The organism is Bacillus zhangzhouensis (assembly GCF_000715205.1).
Classification (GTDB): domain Bacteria; phylum Bacillota; class Bacilli; order Bacillales; family Bacillaceae; genus Bacillus; species Bacillus zhangzhouensis.
Genome location: NZ_JOTP01000007.1, coordinates 104,386 through 123,557 on the forward strand (window position 1 = coordinate 104,386; position 19,172 = coordinate 123,557).

Annotated in this window: 17 protein-coding genes; 14 read left to right on the top strand and 3 right to left on the bottom strand. The window is 42.0% G+C overall.

Annotated elements, in window-relative coordinates; translation table 11 throughout:
• Positions 1-5: 5 nt before the first annotated feature.
• From BA70_RS08360 to BA70_RS08370, 3 genes are all read left to right on the top strand, one after another.
• A complete protein-coding gene (locus BA70_RS08360) occupies positions 6-386 on the top strand; it encodes a cupin domain-containing protein (RefSeq protein ID WP_034320665.1) in 381 nt (126 codons plus the stop codon).
• Positions 387-516: 130 nt separating this feature from the next.
• Positions 517-1,719 carry a CaiB/BaiF CoA transferase family protein gene (locus tag BA70_RS08365; protein ID WP_034320668.1) on the top strand — a complete coding sequence of 401 codons (1,203 nt, stop codon included), beginning with the start codon at positions 517-519 and terminating at the stop codon, positions 1,717-1,719.
• Between the two features lie 46 nt (positions 1,720-1,765).
• Positions 1,766-3,079 (top strand): MFS transporter, encoded by a 1,314-nt coding sequence (locus BA70_RS08370; protein ID WP_034320671.1) that lies wholly within the window; start codon positions 1,766-1,768, stop codon positions 3,077-3,079.
• 212 nt (positions 3,080-3,291) lie between these two features.
• Here BA70_RS08370 and BA70_RS08375 read toward each other — a convergent pair whose 3' ends face one another.
• Complete coding sequence (locus tag BA70_RS08375) at positions 3,292-4,650, bottom strand: hypothetical protein (RefSeq protein ID WP_239646645.1); 1,359 nt, start codon at positions 4,648-4,650, stop codon at positions 3,292-3,294.
• A gap of 147 nt (positions 4,651-4,797) precedes the next feature.
• Between BA70_RS08375 and BA70_RS08380 the strand changes: the two genes are divergently transcribed.
• The 5 genes from BA70_RS08380 to BA70_RS08405 all read left to right on the top strand — a co-directional run bounded on the left by BA70_RS08380 (position 4,798) and on the right by BA70_RS08405 (position 10,349).
• Positions 4,798-5,571: an IclR family transcriptional regulator gene (locus tag BA70_RS08380; RefSeq protein WP_034320673.1), complete on the top strand. Its 774-nt coding sequence runs from the start codon at positions 4,798-4,800 to the stop codon at positions 5,569-5,571.
• An 85-nt stretch (positions 5,572-5,656) separates the two neighbouring features.
• Positions 5,657-6,214, top strand: coding sequence for a shikimate kinase (locus BA70_RS08385; protein ID WP_034320676.1), 558 nt, complete (start codon positions 5,657-5,659; stop codon positions 6,212-6,214).
• Positions 6,215-6,799: 585 nt separating this feature from the next.
• Entirely contained in the window at positions 6,800-7,747 is a 948-nt protein-coding gene (locus tag BA70_RS08395; protein WP_034320682.1) for a dihydrodipicolinate synthase family protein, read from the top strand.
• Positions 7,748-7,839: 92 nt separating this feature from the next.
• Positions 7,840-8,850, top strand: a complete 1,011-nt coding sequence (locus BA70_RS08400) for a LacI family DNA-binding transcriptional regulator (protein WP_034320685.1) — start codon at positions 7,840-7,842, stop codon at positions 8,848-8,850.
• Positions 8,851-8,972: 122 nt separating this feature from the next.
• Positions 8,973-10,349: an MFS transporter gene (locus BA70_RS08405; RefSeq protein ID WP_034320688.1), complete on the top strand. Its 1,377-nt coding sequence runs from the start codon at positions 8,973-8,975 to the stop codon at positions 10,347-10,349.
• A gap of 191 nt (positions 10,350-10,540) precedes the next feature.
• Here the strand turns inward: BA70_RS08405 and BA70_RS08410 are convergent, their stop codons facing one another.
• Positions 10,541-11,326 (bottom strand): carbon-nitrogen family hydrolase, encoded by a 786-nt coding sequence (locus BA70_RS08410; protein ID WP_034320691.1) that lies wholly within the window; start codon positions 11,324-11,326, stop codon positions 10,541-10,543.
• 246 nt (positions 11,327-11,572) lie between these two features.
• Between BA70_RS08410 and BA70_RS08415 the strand changes: the two genes are divergently transcribed.
• Positions 11,573-12,529: an acetylxylan esterase gene (locus BA70_RS08415; protein WP_034320693.1), complete on the top strand. Its 957-nt coding sequence runs from the start codon at positions 11,573-11,575 to the stop codon at positions 12,527-12,529.
• A 35-nt stretch (positions 12,530-12,564) separates the two neighbouring features.
• Here the strand turns inward: BA70_RS08415 and BA70_RS08420 are convergent, their stop codons facing one another.
• Positions 12,565-12,879 carry a hypothetical protein gene (locus BA70_RS08420; protein WP_012008865.1) on the bottom strand — a complete coding sequence of 105 codons (315 nt, stop codon included), beginning with the start codon at positions 12,877-12,879 and terminating at the stop codon, positions 12,565-12,567.
• A 59-nt stretch (positions 12,880-12,938) separates the two neighbouring features.
• Between BA70_RS08420 and BA70_RS08425 the strand changes: the two genes are divergently transcribed.
• From BA70_RS08425 to BA70_RS08445, 5 genes are all read left to right on the top strand, one after another.
• Entirely contained in the window at positions 12,939-13,742 is an 804-nt protein-coding gene (locus tag BA70_RS08425) for a nucleotidyltransferase domain-containing protein (protein ID WP_078061678.1), read from the top strand.
• A 161-nt stretch (positions 13,743-13,903) separates the two neighbouring features.
• Positions 13,904-14,821, top strand: a complete 918-nt coding sequence (locus tag BA70_RS08430) for a proline dehydrogenase family protein (protein ID WP_034320700.1) — start codon at positions 13,904-13,906, stop codon at positions 14,819-14,821.
• 23 nt (positions 14,822-14,844) lie between these two features.
• On the top strand, positions 14,845-16,392 hold the full coding sequence (gene pruA / locus BA70_RS08435; RefSeq protein WP_034320702.1) for an L-glutamate gamma-semialdehyde dehydrogenase: 1,548 nt from the start codon (positions 14,845-14,847) through the stop codon (positions 16,390-16,392).
• Between the two features lie 125 nt (positions 16,393-16,517).
• Entirely contained in the window at positions 16,518-17,750 is a 1,233-nt protein-coding gene (locus BA70_RS08440; protein WP_034320705.1) for a PucR family transcriptional regulator, read from the top strand.
• A 123-nt stretch (positions 17,751-17,873) separates the two neighbouring features.
• Positions 17,874-19,172: an arsenic transporter gene (locus BA70_RS08445; protein WP_034320708.1), complete on the top strand. Its 1,299-nt coding sequence runs from the start codon at positions 17,874-17,876 to the stop codon at positions 19,170-19,172.

Consider the following 19,172-nt stretch of genomic DNA (forward strand, 5'->3'; position numbering starts at 1 on the left):
TATCAATGAAAATTAAAGTATTGAATCCGTTTAAAGATGGGCATCCATTATGGTTAGGTTTAGATCATCCTGAAGAGCAAATGGTTCGAAAAGTATTTCAAACCATTACACCAGATACGGTTGGATCGGAGCATATGATGGCAGGTCTCACCATTTTTGAGCCGGGGGAAGCAAGCTCTGTTCACAATCACCCAGGTTCAGAGGAGTTTGATTATGTGATTAGGGGATCTGGCGAGGTCATTTGTGATGGAGAAAGACAGTCCTTTAAACAAAATGACTTTATGTTTATTCCAGATGGTGTCTCGCATCAGCATGTGAATACAGGGGACGAACCTTTATGGCTCATTTGGCTGTATACACCACAAGGACAGCTGCCGAAGGATTAAGAATCACCCGCTGTATATCTTGGGCAAAAAAGCTCAATTCAAGGAGTTTGACGTCCCAATGAAAGAAGACAAAGGGCTAAAACGGGAATCATTTTAGCCCTTTATCACATGAATGAAAGGAAGTCTTGCAATGAATAAGAATACGCCGCTTGAAGGAATCAAAATATTAGACGTCTCTACGATGATAGCTGCACCCTATGGCGCAGTTCTTCTAGGGGATTTTGGTGCGGAAGTCATCAAGGTCGAAATTCCTGGAAAAGGGGATACGCTGCGGCATGTTGGTCCTTTTGCGGATGGTGAACCGCTAAGATGGTCAGGGCTCTCAAGGAACAAAAAATCCCTCACACTTGATCTTCACAAAGAAGAAGCGAAAGACATTTTTAAAAAGCTTGCAGGACAGGTCGATTTAATTATTGAGAATTTTCGTCCAGGAACACTTGAGAAATGGGACGTTGGGTACGATGTATTAAAGGAAATCAACCCTCGTTTAATTATGATTCGTGTATCGGGCTATGGGCAGACAGGTCCGTTTAAGGACAAGGCGGGGTTTGGAACCCCTGCGACGGCGTTTAGTGGCTTTACGTATCTTCAAGGGTTTCCAGATCGTCATCCAGTCAGTCCGTCCTTTTCACTGACAGATTATATTGCGGGCATCTATGTGGCGTTTGCTGCTGTGACAGCCATGTATTATCGGGACACACATCCAGAAGGTACGGGGCAAATGGTGGATCTAGCACTCTATGAATCTGTGTTTCGTATGCTGGAGTTTTTGGTTGCAGAATATGACAAGCTTGGTAAGGTACGCGAGCGTTCACCGGGGCTAAGCGGTCATTCGAGTCCTGCTGGCACTTACGAAACAAAGGATGGACATTATCTAGTCCTTGTGACGAGTACAGATTCGACCTTTAATCGATTGGCAGAGGCAATGAATCGATTAGATTTACTAGAAAACGAAAAATTCTCGGTGAATGCAGCTAGGCTGAAGCATAACGACGAAATGGATACCATCGTCTCTCAGTGGATTGCATCCAAATCAAGGGATGAAGTATTGGACATTTTAGATACTCACGGCGTACCTGTGAGTCCAATCCTCAGCATTCGGGATATCTTTGAACATCCGCAATTCAAAGCACGAGAGAATATCGTCGAGGTTCATCATCCTCGTCTTGGAAAAGTGAAAGTCCCTGGCATCATTCCGAAGTTTGAAAAAACACCAGGGAGTATCCGCCATATTGCGCCTGATTTAGGTGAACATAATTATGAGATTTTAACGAACATGCTCGGACTGACAGAAGAAGAGTGCAAGCAGTTAGAAGACAAAGGGGTTATTTAAGGACGCTCAACCGACCCGCACGGTGCGGAAACAAAGGAGGATGGTTATGAAAGTGCATTCAGAACTGAAGGGGAATGAACTGCAGCCCACTTATATGAAACCAACGAAAGCCCGTTTTGGTATATTGATTCTGTTGTTTTTTATTACTGCCATTAATTATATTGATAGAGCCAGTGTGTCAATTGTTGCACCAGCTATTCAATCTTCCCTGCAATTAAATCCTGCATTATTAGGCCTGATTTTTTCGGCGTTTAGCTGGACGTATACAGCCATGCAAATACCAGGCGGATTTATTCTTGATAAATTCGGATCAAAGGTTACGTATGGTATTTCACTCATTACTTGGTCTATTTTCACTGGTTTACAGGCGTTCGCAAACAGCTTTGCTTTTTTATTCGGCTGCCGTTTGTTTATTGGAATTACAGAATCTCCAGCATTCCCTGCCAACAACCGCATTGTGACAACGTGGTTCCCTAGAAGAGAGCGGGCTTTTGCTACAGGCGTTTACACTGCTGGAGAATATGTTGGCCTAGCTTTTGCAACTCCTCTTCTTTTTTGGATCATGACCACTTTCGATTGGAGAACTGTATTTATCACTGCAGGTGCGCTCGGTATTATATTTGCTTTTTTTTGGTATAAGTATTATCACGAACCGAAAGAACATCCGAAAGTCAATGAAGATGAGCTAGAGTTGATTCGTCAAGGGGAAGGGCTGACAGTGGCCTCGCAGGAGAAATTGAAATGGGCAGACTTTGCCGCCCTTTTAAAATATCGCAAATTGATTGGGCTCTATATTGGTCAATTTTCTGTGGCGTCCACACTCTTTTTCTTTTTAACATGGTTTCCTACTTATTTAGCTGAGGCGAAAAATATGGCGTTTCTAAAGGTAGGTTTTGCAGCTTCTCTTCCATACATTGCGGCATTCTTTGGAGTGCTGATTGGCGGTTATGTGTCCGATTGGCTGCTCAAAAAGGGTGTGTCTGTCAATGTGGCAAGGAAGCTGCCTGTCGTTGTTGGTTTGCTCCTGACAAGTACCATCGTGTTAGCGAATTTCACGACAAGTATTCCGCTTGTACTGACCATTTTGTCCATTGCTTCCTTCGCACAAGGGCTGTCAAATATCTCATGGACCATGCTGTCTGAGGTAGCGCCGAAAGAGATGGTAGGCCTTGCTGGCGGTGTGTTTAACTTTTTTGCTAATTTATCTGGGATCATCACACCGCTGATCATCGGTTTGATCGTATCCGTGACAGGCTCGTATAACGGAGGTATTTTATTTGTCAGCCTTGTCGCATTAGGCGGGGCGTTATCCTACATATTCATCGTAGGTAAAATTGAACGCATCCAATTAAAACCATAGAGTGAAAGAGAGCTCATCTCAGTGATGAGCTCTCAGCGTATAGACAAACCTTCGCATTCGTTGTCAGGTCTGCTCTCCGGTACTCGTCCTACCTAGACGTCAAGGGTTTTCATATCACGCTTAAAAAAAGAAGACAAAGGGCTAAAATAAAGATCATTTTAGCCCTTTGTCAACAATCTGGGAGCTCATCCCAAGATGATGAGCTCTTTTTATTATGAATAAAAGATGACGGTGATAACCGTTGCACATATGATTCCCATACTGATGTAAAAGCCAGCAAACCATATATTCCAGCGAGTGATACGGTAAGGATTGACCTTCATCAAATCTGCTAATAGTGAGACGGAAACATTAAATGGACTAAACATGACAGTCGATGTTCCAGCTGTAATGAGCATGATCGCTATTGGAAGTGCAGGCAGCTCATGAATGACAGGCGTCAACATGCTCACTAACAGAGCAAGCGAGACAAGTGGATGGAAGCCGCAAAGAGCAGTGATCAGAAAATACAAGCCAATGACACAATAAACCCATATCGCATGGTCTGATATACTGACAATAAATGTTTGAACAGGCTTTAGACTGTTAGTAACGAGCAGCATATCGACAAAGAAACCGGCACTTAAAAATAGACACATATAATTGGAGAGTTGACTCGTGCGCTCCTTCCAATGAGGAACGGACACAGCGACATATTGTTTTCGTTTTTTTATGGTAGACGAGAATAGTAGAGCAAATGGAATAATTGCTAACACAACGGCGAATAAATAACCTTTTCCAACCCATACATCAACTAGCGAGACAACTGTGATAAAACTCAGCAGCATCAAAGCAAGCTGAAGGGTTTTTCGCTTAATTCTCTTCGGATTGGTGCTTGTATTCTCTAACTCGATGATATCTGGTAATCGCTTGCTCTGGCGAGAAAATAGGATCCAATCCGTCATCAATACAATCAGCATTAAACAAAAGGTAACAGGTGCAATTTGATAATATTTCAGCTTGGTAGCATCAATGGTCACACTCACCAGCACTTCAACAGGGCTCCAGCTTAGGCAAAGCGCATAGGACCTTAAGAGATTGCGCGTATAGAGTCGCTGTCTGACATGTTCTTTAAGGGAGTCCAGTGAAGGTTTTAAAGATGTATATAGTAAGGGAATGGTGGCGATATTTAAAAACATTCCAAGGACATGCGTCACAAATGAGCTCTTTCGATAGAGCTGTTTTGTATTAGTCGTATGTAAGGTGAGCAGCTTATTTAATTGTGTATCAAAGTGTCCAACATGTATGAGAGAATGAATAAAAGGCAGCATGAAAAACAGAGCTAGTAAGCCTAGCATGGAATGAAAATGGAGAAAAAAAGTGTGCAAAGGCTGACCAGACAAAAAGAATAACATCAAACCAACTGAAAGAAAAACAACGCCTGTTTTCAAATAAAGCCCATTGGCCTTCTTGAGAGAGATGGTAAGCGAAGCGACAGCTAGTAAACCAACAAAATAGGAGAGAATGGGAGCAGGAAATAGTTGATTGACGATGTAAAAACTAATCAGAAGCGTATAAATCATCACGTACATCAGAACATCTCCTCCGACAAACAACATTGATTATTTTGATTCCGTCTAATGGAATTTGTTTTCTTCTAATGGAACATTTAAAATGGATTATAGCAAAGTTGGCTGTTCATGTCGATAAGAAATCAAAGGGAAAAGGAGAAAGTGAACATGGCTGATAAAAAGTCAAAAGAAGAATCGGGTCTGCGTACCGTTCAGCGGGCTTTGGATATTCTTCATTGTTTTAGCGAAGAACGGCAAGAGTTGACGCTAACGGACATTTCAAAGGAAATGAATTTAGCAATGTCCACCACGACGAGACTGCTCAAGGCACTTGAAATGAATCATTTTGTGGAGAAGAATCAAGATACACTCAAATATCGACTCGGTCAAAGGCTTTATCTGCTCGGTTACATTGCTGGGAAATCCATCAAATTGAGGGAACTGGCAAAGCCGCTTATGTACAACCTTCGTGATGAAACAAAGGAAACCGTCAATCTGTATGTGCTAGATCATACAAGCCGGGTTTGTATTGAACAAGCTGAAGGACTTCAATCTATTCGACATCTTGTCAAGATCGGTGAGAAGCTGCCATTATATGCAGGGGCTGGGGGAAAGGTTTTACTTGCCTTCCAAAGCGAAGAATTTCAACAAAAAGTATTCATGTCTGAGGCTGAAAACGTGAAGAAAGATGACTGGCAAAAGGAATGTGCACATATTCTTAAGACGTATACTGCTTGCAGTATTGATGAACGGGAGGTCGGATCCGCGGCAGTGGCAGCGCCGATCTTTAACATTCATGGCGAGGTGCAGGCATGTTTATCCATATCTGGTCCAACTCATAGATTTACTGAAGAAGTCATTCCTCAGTTGCAGCAAAAAGTGAAGGAGCGCGCACAAAAGCTCTCCGAACAGCTCGGTTACGTCGTCAAACACAATTTTTAAGAATGCCTATCTTTTCGCAGCCCATTTATCATATAATAGAAACATTATGTAGCATTCCTTATCGTAAGGAGGACGTGTCACGAACATGAAAAACAATAGAGAGATCCCTGTGAGACAGCGAAATATTGTCCTTATTGGCTTTATGGGCGTTGGTAAAACAACCATTGGGCAGCTTGTCGCCAAAAAGTTATATAGAGATTTTATTGATGTGGATCAGGAGATTGAGAAAAAGTACAACATGACGATTCCAGAAATGTTTCAGCAAAAAGGAGAAGCTTTCTTCAGGCAGGCTGAAAAGGATTATATCGTCGATTTATGTGAACATACACAGCTGAAGATCGTGTCTCTTGGAGGCGGTGCGTTCAAACAGGAAGAAATCAAACGCGCCTGCTTGAAGCATTGTACGGTTCTGTTCCTCGATCTGTCTTGGGAGAATTGGAAACAGCGGCTTGATATTTTAATCGAAAACCGCCCTGTTCTCCATAATCGAACGATTGATGAAATGAAAGAGCTGTTTGAAGAACGTCGGGAAATTTATGCCCTTCATAACTCAAGAGTCGAAACAGATCATCTAGAGGCTGAGGAAGTTGCCAATTATATTGTGGACACACTCAAGCTTGGCTGGGATTTATACTCGAAATAAAAAGTCTACCGTTTAGGGTGGACTTTTTTCTATTAGATCATGAGTGGTGTTAAACAAACGTTTCATCACTCCTTGATGACTATCTCAGGAAACCGATAAAATAGAATTTGGCATGATGTACAATGAAATTGATGATGACTTAGAAAGAAAACCCGTTTTAGATCACGAGGCAGAAGAGATTGAAAAACGCATTTTGTTTCTTCCATGTTTGATGACAGATGAGAAAAAGAAGAGAAAAGTTGCCTTTTCAGAAATGAAGGGGCTTTTTTCTGTAGATATGATTATGTTTTAACAATAAAAATGTTTTTATCCATTATTCGGAAGATAACCTTTTGAAAAAAGCAGTGATCATATTCCAACCAGCTAATGATGATGAGGTTTTTTTGTTGATGTGATAAACGAAATATATCCCTAATTTCTTTTTTTAGAAAAATAAAATAGTATCTAAATTCCACTAATAGTTTTTTGAATTATTTTAATTTTATAAAAAATATTGTTGACATCTTCAACAATAACATTCTATGATTATTAACGTAAACGCTTACCGTAAACGTTTACTTAAATTAGGCGAGGAGGAATTTGTTTATGAAACAGAAAGAAAAATGGAGTGGTGTATTCCCGGCTGTATTGATCCCTTTTAAAGAAGATTATTCAATTGATGAACCTGCATTTCGTGAGCTTGTCCGTTGGGTAGCAGGACACGAAGGCATTAATGGGATTGTTGTAAATGGACATACTGGAGAAATTATGACATTACTTCCTCATGAACGAGCTGAGGCTGTGCGTATCGCAGCTGACGAATTAAAAGGGGAAATTCCTGTCATCTCTGGTGTTTCTGCTGAAGGGACAATTGAAGCGATTCAACATGCAAAAGCTGTTGAAGAGGCTGGAGGAGAAGGTATACTTCTCATGCCGCCACATTCATGGCTTAGATTCGGTATGCAACCTGAGTCACCTGTTCAATTCTTTAGAGACGTTGCAGAAGCGATTGGTATTTCAATCATCGTACATCAATATCCAACATGGACAAAAACCTCTTATACAACCAGCCAATTACTAGAAATGTCAAAAATTCCAAATGTCGTATCATTTAAAATCGGTCAAAGAGATATGGCTCAGTACGAAGTGGACGTTCGGGCATTGAAAAAGCATGCGCCCGATGTATCATTGCTTACGTGCCACGATGAATATTTATTGCCTACGTTAATTCAAGGTATTGATGGAGCGCTCGTTGGTTTTGGTTGTTTTGTGCCTGATTTAATTGCTGAACTTGTCAAATGTGTAAAAGAACAAGATCTAGTAGCCGCTAATAAAGTATACGATAGAATATTTGAACTAAAGCATGCTGTATATAAAATGGATGAACCTTCATCTACATCTCATTTGCGGATGAAGGAAGCTATGTTCCAGCGAGGCTTGATAAGTAGTTCACTAGCTAGAAAGCCAGTATTACCTCTCACTAATGAGGAGAAAGATGAGATTCGCCAAGGCTTACAAAGAGTGGGTTTGCTCAAGGAAAATATCATTAAATAAAAACAAGTGAAGAGTGAATCCATTGATTTCATGATGAAGGTGAGTCAGGTTATAATAAAGAATAAAACAACAGACTCCCGGAGGTATGAAATGTGGCAGTAAGTATTAAAGATGTAGCATTAAAAGCAGGTGTATCCATAGCCTCTGTTTCTCGAGTGTTGAGTGGTAAACCTGGAGTAGGTGCAAAAACGGCTGAAAGAATAAGGCAAGTTATCGATGAATTAGGCTATCGTCCTAATTTAGGAGCGAGAGGACTCGTCAAACGAAAAACTGGGAATATCGCTGTAGTGGTCCCTCGTGGTTCATATATTTTGAATAATCCGTTTTTTTCAACGATTTTAGATGGTATAGCGAAAGAAATAGATCAAACGGAATTCAATTTGTTGATGTCATTTACGTCTGTACAACAACAACGGTTGCTTGAAACGCAGGCTGTGGATGGAGCTATTCTATTTTCACCGAGAAATGAAGAATTAAGCATGGATTGGCTAAAAAGTTTAGCAATTCCTATTATTGTAGTCGGAAGTTACCTGGAGGATTCTCCCTTCCCATGTGTGAGACCAGATGATGAAGAAGGGGTACGTCAATCAGTGACAGCCTTATTTAATAAAGGCCATCGAACCATTGGGCTTGTCAATGGTCCAATGAGTTCGATGCATAGTGTTAGGTATTACAAAGGATATGAAAGCACACTTAAATATTTAGGAATACCATTTTCTAAGGAACTTGTATTTGAGTTGGATGAATTTGATGGGGGAAAAGTAGTAGAAGTGGTTTCTGAATTCTTAAAAGGAAACCAACACATGACTGGAGTTGTTTGCTCTTCGGATTTTTTGGCGATGGGGGTCATGAAAGCTGCAGATAACGCAAATGTGTCGATACCTCATGATTTGTCTGTCGTTGGTGCCGATGATGTGCCTATTTCAAGTTTTCTTACGCCTTCTTTATCTTCTGTTCATGTAGATTTAATTGGGATGGGGAGAAAAGCAGTATCTATACTGACACAGTTGTTGGAAGAGAAGGAGTTAGAGAAGAAGGAATACATCTTTCCTATGCACTATGTAGATCGAGGCACTACAGGTACGCCAAAAATGAAAAGATAAATGCTGAAAACTCAAATGATCACCTCTAAAGTTTACTTTGCAATTTAATGTAAGCGTTTTCTTAGAGGCGTGCTTCAGTATGTACTTTTGCATCATTTCCTCTATATTAAGGAGGAGATAAAATGACATCAGAATTCAATGAAAATATCGTATCTCAAGATAGAGAAGCTGGTGATAGAGCGTCACAATTATTGACTAGGATGGAGAGTGTTCCTTTTTCTCGATGGCATTTAAAGCCTCGTATCATTATGGGATCTGCCACTTTTTTTGATGCTTTTGATGCCCTGTCTTTAGCGTTTGTTCTCCCGGTTCTGATCGGACTATGGAATCTATCACCTGCTCAAATTGGTCTTCTTATTGGAGCTGGTTATATAGGACAAGCGATTGGTGCCATTTTCTTTGGGTGGTTAGCTGAAAAGTATGGTCGAGTATTTAGTGCAAAGTGGACGGTGTTCCTCATGTCAATCATGAGTATCGCCTGCGTTTTTTCTGGGAATTTTATGGCTCTTTTTATTTTTCGTTTTATACAAGGGATTGGGGTAGGAGGAGAAGTACCCGTGGCAGCATCATATATCAATGAGTTGTCTCGGGCGCAAGGAAGAGGTAGATTCTTTATGCTTTATGAGATGATTTTTCCATTAGGATTAATGATCTCAGCTCAAATTGGCGCATTTATCGTGCCTAGCTTTGGGTGGAAATGGATGTTTTTAATTGGAGGCATTGGAGGATTAATCGTTTTTGTATTTTTTTTCATGCTGCGTGAATCCCCACGTTGGCTTATATCAAAAGGTAGGTTAGATGACGCAGAAAGAATTATTGAAGAAATTGAAGCAAGTACCGATAAACGAGTGCCTGTTCAGATGAAAGTATCTAGTAGTAATGCAAAAGGTGACTGGAAAGAACTATTTTCAACTTTTTACCGTAGGCGAACATTGATCGTATGGGGATTATGGTTTTCTGCCTACTTTGTGTCAAATGGTTTAAATAACTGGTTGCCGAGTCTTTATAATACAGTGTATCATTTGCCAGTTGAGGACTCGCTTAGAGCTGCATCGATAACAAACATTTTACAAACAATTGGGGTATTTGCATGTGCATTTTTAATCGATAAGGTGGGACGAAAGCGTTGGGCAACCATTGCTTTTATGATAACAGGTGCTTTATTAACTGCTTTATGGATTAACGGAGCAAGTTCCCCAGAAAGTGTTATTTTTTTAGGCTCTGCTGCGTACGGTATGATGGGGACAATTACAGTTCTTCTATATTTATATACACCTGAAATTTATCCAACACGTATGAGGGTTATTGGAACAGCATTTGCAACAGCTTGGCTAAGATTAGCTTCAGCGATAGCTCCAATTATGATTGGTTTTATTTTAGAGGTGAGTGGTGTTTCAACCATTTTCATTCTCTTTGCAAGTGTTACCGTGATTGGGGCGATCCTTGCTTTTAAAATGATAGAAACGCGAGAGAAAGTATTAGAGGACATTGCACCGTAATTCATGCATGTGATAAAAGCCGAGGCTTGATTGAAGTGTGTCGTGAAATATATGCCCTTCATAAAGGACTAATTATATTGTGGACACGGCTGGGATTTATACTCGAAATAAAAAGTCTACTCAATGGTAGACTTTTTTCTATATAGAAAAGGGTTAAACAAACGTTTAATGAAACACGAAGATTTCGTTTTTTAATATAAGTCCAGACGCTGATCTGTCATGACAGGAATTTGTTGTCTCACTTCATCCACTAGCTCAAGCTCAATTTCTGCATAATAAATGTCTTCGTCATGGCTTGTTTCAAGCAGGATACGGCCGAGTGGGTCAATCACCATGGAATGTCCAGGGAATTCAGTGTCCCTGCTTGTGCCCGTCCGGTTGACAGCAATCATAAATGATTGGTTTTCGATCGCTCTTGCGATGAGCAGGCTGCGCCAATGGTCCACTCTTGCTGACGGCCATTGGGCGGTATTGACGAGCACTTTCGCACCTTTGTTCACAAGTGTTCTGGAAAGCTGCGGGAAGCGGAGATCATAGCAGATCATTGCGCCGATCTTCACATCTTCACCATAGTCAAATAAACCAAGCTGATCACCAGCGGTTAAATAGTTGTGCTCATCCATTAAGCGGAATAAATGAATTTTATTATAATCTAATACAAGCTCACCTTGACGGTTAAACACATACATTGTATTAGTGGTGTCTTTATTTTCTGTACGCTTATTCAATATACTTCCTGCGATGAGATACACTTGGTGTTTGCGGGCAAAGGAAGAGAAGAGCTGTTTTGTACGTTCTCCGTTTACATCGGCAAGCTGATCTGCCTGTTCTAGCGCATATCCGGTATTCCACATTTCGGGTAAAATGATCAGGTCAGGCTGCTCGCGGACCGCTTCTTCTAAAAACGCTTCTGCTTTTTGAAAGTTCACTTTAGGTTCTCCAATTTGTACATCCATTTGGATAAGGGCGATTTTCATAGGGGTTCCTCCTTTTTTCGCTATATGTCATGTGAAAATTCATGAACGATCGATCATCTTCATGAATATATGTATAGAATGATTCTGCCTGAGAACATCTAGTCTTCATGGCCAGTTTCTTTATCATAAAGGTTTCCATCATCTTTGCCAATAGAAATGTCAGAAGGTTTTGTTAAATGACTTTCTCGATCGAGAAATGAGTGTTATGATACATATAACTAATAAAACAAAGGGGAATAGTAGGTTATGCAATTGTTCGATTTATCACTAGAAGAGCTAAAAGAATATAAACCAAAGAAAACAGCACGTCCTGATTTCTCAGACTTTTGGAAGGCATCGCTCGAAGAACTGCGTCAAGTGGAGGCAGATCCAGCGCTTGAAGCTTATGACTATCCAGTGAAAGGGGTCAAGGTGTACCGCCTGACGTATCAAAGCTTTGGACATTCTCGAATTGAAGGCTGGTACGCGGTACCAGATCAATCAGGTCCGCATCCAGCGCTCGTTCGTTTTCATGGCTATAATGCCAGCTATGATGGCGGCATTCACGACATCGTCAACTGGGCGCTGCATGGCTATGCAACATTTGGTATGCTCGTCCGCGGTCAAGGCGGCAGTGAAGATCAGGCAGTGACACCAGGCGGTCACGCTTTGGGATGGATGACAAAAGGCATTTTATCCAAGGAGACTTACTATTATCGCGGCGTTTATTTAGATGCCGTTCGTGCACTCGAAGTGGTTCAATCCTTCCCCGAAGTAGATGAACACCGAATCGGCGTGATTGGAGGAAGTCAGGGAGGTGCATTAGCGGTAGCCGCTGCAGCCCTTTCAGACATTCCGAAGGTCGTAGCAGCAGATTATCCTTACTTATCAAACTTCGAGCGTGCAGTGGATGTGGCATTGGAGCAGCCTTATTTAGAAATCAATTCGTACTTTCGGAGAAATAGTGATCCGGAAGCGGAGGAAAAGGCATTTGAGACATTAAGCTATTTTGATTTAATCAATTTAGCTGGATGGGTGAAACAGCCAACATTGATGGCGATCGGTCTGATTGACAAAATAACCCCGCCATCTACTGTGTTTGCGGCATACAACCATTTAGAAACAGATAAAGACTTGAAGGTGTATCGCTATTTTGGACACGAATATATCCCGGCTTTTCAAACAGAGAAGCTCGCCTTCTTACAAAAGCATTTGCTCAAATAAAAGAAAAAAGAGGCCGCTCTAGGAGGGCCTCTTTTTTAATAACTCGTATTCTGTCTCGTTTTCTCATCAGGCACTAACGCCGTGATAATGAGGGCAAGAGCTGTGATGATATGAAGGATGAATCCGAGTATCGGAATCCAGGCGAGGCATGATGTGACAATTCCGATGATACTTCCAATCATTGGTCCTTGGTCTCGCTTCGATAAGACGAGTGTGATAATATGCAGAATAAGCATGACCATGAGCGGTGAATAACCATTGCTGATAACAAATAATCCTCCAATCACAGGGATGGCAAGACAAGCTTCAAAAATTCCGGTGATCCATTTCATGATGCGAGATATAGACATCAGGTCCAACTCCTTTTTTTATATGTCTTATTCGTATTTTCCCAAAACGTGAAGAAGTCATGCAGAATTCTATAGAAAGAGTTGGTGGACGCTTGAGAGAGAGAATTAAGGAAGAGCTGAAAATCATCGAAGAAACGTATGACGTAAAGATTTGCCTCGCAGTCGAATCAGGCAGCAGGGCATGGGGATTTCCTTCGACTGATAGTGATTATGATGTTCGTTTTTTATACGTTCCTCGGAAGGAATGGTATTGGGCGATGGAAGAGCATCGTGATGTCATTGAACGGCCGATTGATGACATGCTTGATATAAGCGGCTGGGAGCTTAGAAAGGCGCTGCGCTTATTCAATAAGTCGAATCCGTCCATCATGGAATGGCTGTCTTCTGACATCATCTATGCTGAATCCTTCTCGTTGGCAAAGCAGCTAAGAAACTTAAAGGATCGAGCCTTTTATCCTGCAGCTTTGATGTATCACTATCTCAATATGGCGAAGCGGAATGAGAGTCAATATTTACGAGGAGAGCAAGTCCGAATCAAGAAGTATTTTTATGTACTTCGTCCGCTGCTTGCCTGTCAGTGGATTGAACGCTACCGGACGGTTCCGCCGATGGATTTTCATGAATTGCTGAAAGAGCTTGTGGAGGATGGACCGCTTTTAACTGAAATTCATGAACTGCTCAAACGCAAAATGGACGGTGTAGAGATAGATGTAGAGAACCGTCTTGCGCATGTCCATCCATTTATCGACAAAGGGCTGGCTCACTTTCATGAATTGGTGAAAAGCTACAATCAGCCGAAAGACAATCTAACTGAAGAATTAAATGAGCTACTGCAGTCTACCCTTGATGAGGTATGGGCGTAAGTGATCAAGAGCCAGCCGATTAGCGGCTGGCTCTTTTTGATCTCTTATTGTGATAAAACCACAAAAAAAGTCAGAATTTTTGTCATCTTCAAATATTGTAGCGGACAGCTCATGAGCCTTACAATAAAGACATAGCTTACAAAGAGTGGGAGGTGCCCTTTATGGAGTCGGTCACAAGAAATTTCTTCTTGTTTTTGTCAAAGAGCAGTCTCTTGAACCATATTGCTCGTAATTGGGGAAGTGCTGTTGCATCAAAGAAAATCATCGGTGGGAAGGATTTTGAAAGCGCTATTCCTGTCATCAAACGATTAAATGAACAAGGTATGGCTGTAACGGTCGATCACCTTGGTGAGTTTGTCACAAAGGCAGAGATTGCAAATGAGCGGACGAATGAATGTATTCAAACCATTCAGCGAATTGCAGAGGCGAAACTCAATTCCCACGTATCACTCAAAATGACGTCACTTGGCTTGGATATTGACGATGACCTTGTGTATCGCAATATGAAAAGCATTTTAGATACGGCAGAGAAACACCGTATCATGGTAACAATCGATATGGAGGATGAACAGCGCTGTCAAAAAACGCTGGACATATTTAAAGAGATGAAATCTCAATATGAGTATGTCAGTACGGTCTTGCAGGCGTATTTGTACAGAACAGAAAAGGATCTTGATGACCTAAATGAGTTACAGCCATTTTTAAGACTTGTAAAGGGTGCCTATAAGGAATCCGCCGAGGTGGCGTATCCAAACAAAAAAGACGTCGATCAGAATTATCAAAAGCTGATCGAAAAGCAATTACTCACAGGGAATTATACAGCCATTGCGACTCACGACGATCAAATGATCGAGTTCACGAAACATATTGTGAAAAAACACAACATACAGACAAGTCAATTCGAATTTCAAATGCTGTATGGCATGAGATCAGAAACGCAGCAGGCGCTTGTGAAAGAAGGCTATCAAATGAGGGTCTATACCCCGTATGGACGAGAGTGGTATGGCTACTACATGAGACGTCTTGCAGAACGGCCGGCAAACATTGCATTTGCTTTAAAAGGGATGACGAGAAAATAATTTGAAACGGGAGCGTGACAAAGATGACAACACCTTATAAACATGAACCATTCACGGATTTTAGCCAGGAAGAAAACCGTCAAGCGTTTGAACAAGCGTTAGCAAAAGTAACTGAATCTCTGGGTCAAACCTATCCGCTAGTGATTAACGGAGAAAGAATCGAAACAAAAGACCAGATTGTCTCGATCAATCCAGCGAAAAAGGATGAAGTCGTTGGAACTGTGTCAAAAGCGGGGAAGGAAGAGGCGGAACAAGCGGTTCAAGCTGCGGCAAAAGCATTTGAAACATGGCGCTATACCTCTCCAGAAGAAAGAGCAGGCGTCATATTCCGTGCTGCGGCAAGTATTCGCCGTAAAAAGCATGAGTATTCAGCACTTCTTGTAAAAGAAGCAGGAAAGCCTTGGAATGAAGCAGATGCAGATACAGCAGAAGCGATCGACTTCCTAGAGTATTATGCCCGCCAAATGCTGGAGCTGGCGAAAGGCAAACCAGTGAACAGCCGCGAGGGCGAAAGAAATCAATACGTGTACACACCAACTGGCGTGACGCTCGTCATTCCGCCGTGGAACTTCTTGTTTGCGATCATGGCAGGAACAACAGTAGCTCCAATCGTAACGGGGAATACAGTCGTCTTAAAACCTGCAAGTGCTACTCCTGTCATCGCTGCACGCTTTGTGGAAGAGCTTGAACAAGCAGGTCTTCCGAAGGGTGTTGTCAACTTTGTACCAGGCAGCGGTGCAGAGGTGGGAGATTACTTAGTGGATCATCCGAAAACAAGCCTCATTACATTCACTGGTTCAAGAGAGGTAGGGACACGTATCTTTGAACGTGCGGCAAAAGTACAGCCAGGACAGCAGCATTTAAAACGTGTCATTGCTGAAATGGGCGGTAAGGATACAGTTGTTGTAGATGAGGATGCAGATGTTGAACTAGCAGCTAACGCCATTTTTACATCAGCCTTCGGTTTTTCAGGACAGAAATGTTCGGCTGGATCTCGCGCTGTCGTCCACGAGAAGCTGTATGATCAAGTGATCGAGCGAGTGAAGGAAATCACAGAAACGAAAACAACAGCCAATCCTCTATCTGCTGATGTCTACATGGGACCTGTCATTGATCAGGCTTCCTTTGACAAGATTACGGACTATATCGAGGTTGGCAAGCAGGAAGGACGCCTAGTTACTGGCGGAACGAGCGATGATTCGGAAGGATACTTCATCCACCCAACCATTTTTGCAGATCTTGAGCCAACGTCCCGCTTGATGCAAGAAGAAATCTTTGGACCAGTCTTGGCCTTCTCGAAAGTCTCTAGCTTTGATGAGGCACTTGAAGTAGCCAATAACACAGAATACGGATTAACAGGTGCGGTTATTACCAATAATCGTGATCACATCAACCGTGCGAAGCAGGAGTTCCATGTGGGGAACCTTTACTTTAACCGTAACTGCACAGGAGCCATCGTTGGATACCATCCATTCGGCGGATTCAAAATGTCAGGAACGGATTCAAAAGCAGGCGGTCCAGATTACCTAGCACTGCATATGCAGGCAAAAACGATTAGTGAAATGTTTTAATATGGAAAAGCATGGACCTGTGCAGGCAGGTTCATGCTTTTTTTGCTTGTCTGCGACTTGTTTCTATACAAATCTGACTGGAAAGCAGTATGATAAATGTATCACTTATTCAGGGAGCAATCGGGATGGAAGAGATATTAGAAAAGCTTCATACATTTTTTGATGTCGATAAATTAATAGCATTTATTAGCGGTTATTTAAAAAAACCAGTCATTTTAGAAAGCACAGAATGTCAGCTGATTGCTTATAATTCTTACAGCATTCAGCAGTTTGACCCAGTCAATCAGCAAACGATTTTCTCAAAGGAATGCCCAGGGTCTGTGGTCGATTGGTTAAAAAAAACAGGGGTGATCGAGCGGCTTCTCGCAGATTCTAACCCTTTTTATGTGAGTGGTCATGAGGAGCTTGGGTTTAATCGCCGGGTGGCTGTGAGCGCAAAGCATAAACAAGAGGTTGTGGGCTTTATTTGGGTGCAGGACATTGAGGATTCCCTCTCCCAGGAGGAGCTGCAATTTTTGCACGAAGCTTCCTTTCAGGTTGGAAAAGTTATTTATAAAAATAAAAAACAGCTGGAGAAAAAGGAAGGCAAAATTGAGGAATTTTTCAAAAAGGTCATGGATGATCATTTTTATACAGAAGAAGAGCTGAAATGGGAGGCTGAGAACTTAAGCATTCCCCTCCCGGCTGTCTTTACCGTCATGGTTGTTCACGCTGCCGATAACAAAAGTGAAACGGCGGAAGATGTAAAGGATGTCATTAGAACATATTTGCAGCTAGAGGATAAGGTGAACCATGTCTATTCTGTTCAAGCAGACATCGTCGTCATATTAGGCAGTCTATCAGACCGGCACTCACCGAAAGCGACCGCCGCGGATGTTATCGCTCATCTGCAATCGAAAACGCATTCACATCCATCCCCTTTGTATATTGGGATGGGAAGAGAGTATCGCGATGTCATGAAAATGAGCACAAGTCGATTTGAAGCGATAGAGGTCGTGAAGGCTGTGAAAATTGTGGGGGGACAGGAACTGATTCCCTATGATTACGAGAATCTGGGGGTCTTCCGTTTCTTAGACTCGATTTACAGTCATCAAAAAAAGAAAAATGACTTCAATCCAGATTTGTTACGTTTGAAGGAAAAAGACCGCGATAGCCAAACCTCTTTTTTAAAAACCCTTGAGGTCTACTTATTGAATAATTGCAAGCTAAAGCCAGCTGCGGAGCAGTTGTTTATTCATCAAAATACATTAAACTATCGAATGAAACAAATCTTTGATATGACCTCGATTGATTTGAGTCATTTTAGTCAGCGATGTGAGTTATTTATTGAATTGATGCTGATGAAAAAAGATCAATAATCATGGAAGCCGCAGGTGCACAGGGAGACCTGCGGATTTTTATGCGAAAATGGCATACAACTGCTGCGTTTCGTTGTATGATAGATAAAGATTTTATGAGAAAAGCGAAAGGGGGGCCACCCTTTGGGATCAATCACCTTGGCCATTTTGATTTTCATCATGACCCTCGTCCTTGTCATTTGGCAGCCAGGACGTTTAACCATTGGATGGTCAGCATGTGGTGGAGCCATTCTGGCTCTTGCCTTTGGTGTCGTTCATCTGAGCGACGTGTGGGAAGTCACGCAAATTGTATGGAACGCCACCTTTGCATTTATTGGCATTATTATCATTTCGTTAATTTTAGATGAGATCGGGTTTTTTGAATGGGCTGCACTGCATATGGCAAAAGCCGCAAGAGGGAACGGTGTCCGCATGTTTATTTATTTAACATTGCTTGGCGCTGTGGTGGCAGCTTTTTTTGCCAACGATGGAGCGGCACTTATTTTAACCCCTATTGTCTTATCTGTGGTGAGAGCGTTGAAACTGGATGAGCGTATGGTACTGCCATTTGTGATGGCAAGCGGCTTTATTGCAGATACCACCTCCTTGCCATTTGTCATTAGCAACCTCGTCAATATTGTATCAGCCGACTATTTTCATATTGGCTTTCTCGAATATACAGCGAACATGTTTGTGCCAAACCTTGTGTCGCTTGGAGCGAGCATGCTTGTTCTTTATGTGTTTTATAGAAAGCTTATCCCAAAAACATACGATCTGTCACAGGCGAAGGAACCAGCATCTGCGATTCGAGATGTTCGCATGTTCCGCTTGTCTTGGTATGTGCTCGGCTGTCTGCTTGTTGGTTATTTTGCCGGGGAACTGATTGGGATTCCCGTGTCAATCATTGTAGGAGGCATTGCCCTTGCTTTCTTGTGGCTGGCGAAAAGAAGTCCGCAAGTGGCGACAAAACGAGTGATCAAAGAAGCACCGTGGTCCATTGTATTTTTCTCTATCGGCATGTATGTCGTCGTATATGGACTGAAGAATGTCGGTCTTACAGAGATATTGGCCGCTTGGATTGAACAAGGGGCATCGCATGGTTTGCTTGCAGGAACGATGTTTATGGGAGTGCTTGCCGCAGTGCTATCTTCTGTGATGAACAACCTTCCAACCGTTTTAATTGATGCAATTGCCATTGGTCACACAGATACAGCAGGCGTCATGAGAGACGGACTGATTTATGCCAATGTCATCGGCTCAAACCTTGGTCCAAAAATGACCCCAATCGGCTCATTGGCGACATTGCTGTGGCTTCATGTCTTGAAGAAAAAAGGCGTCCATATCTCTTGGGGCGCATATATGAAAGCTGGAATCATTCTGACCATCCCAACATTGATCCTTACTTTATTGGGGCTATATGTGTGGTTATGGCTGATCCATTAA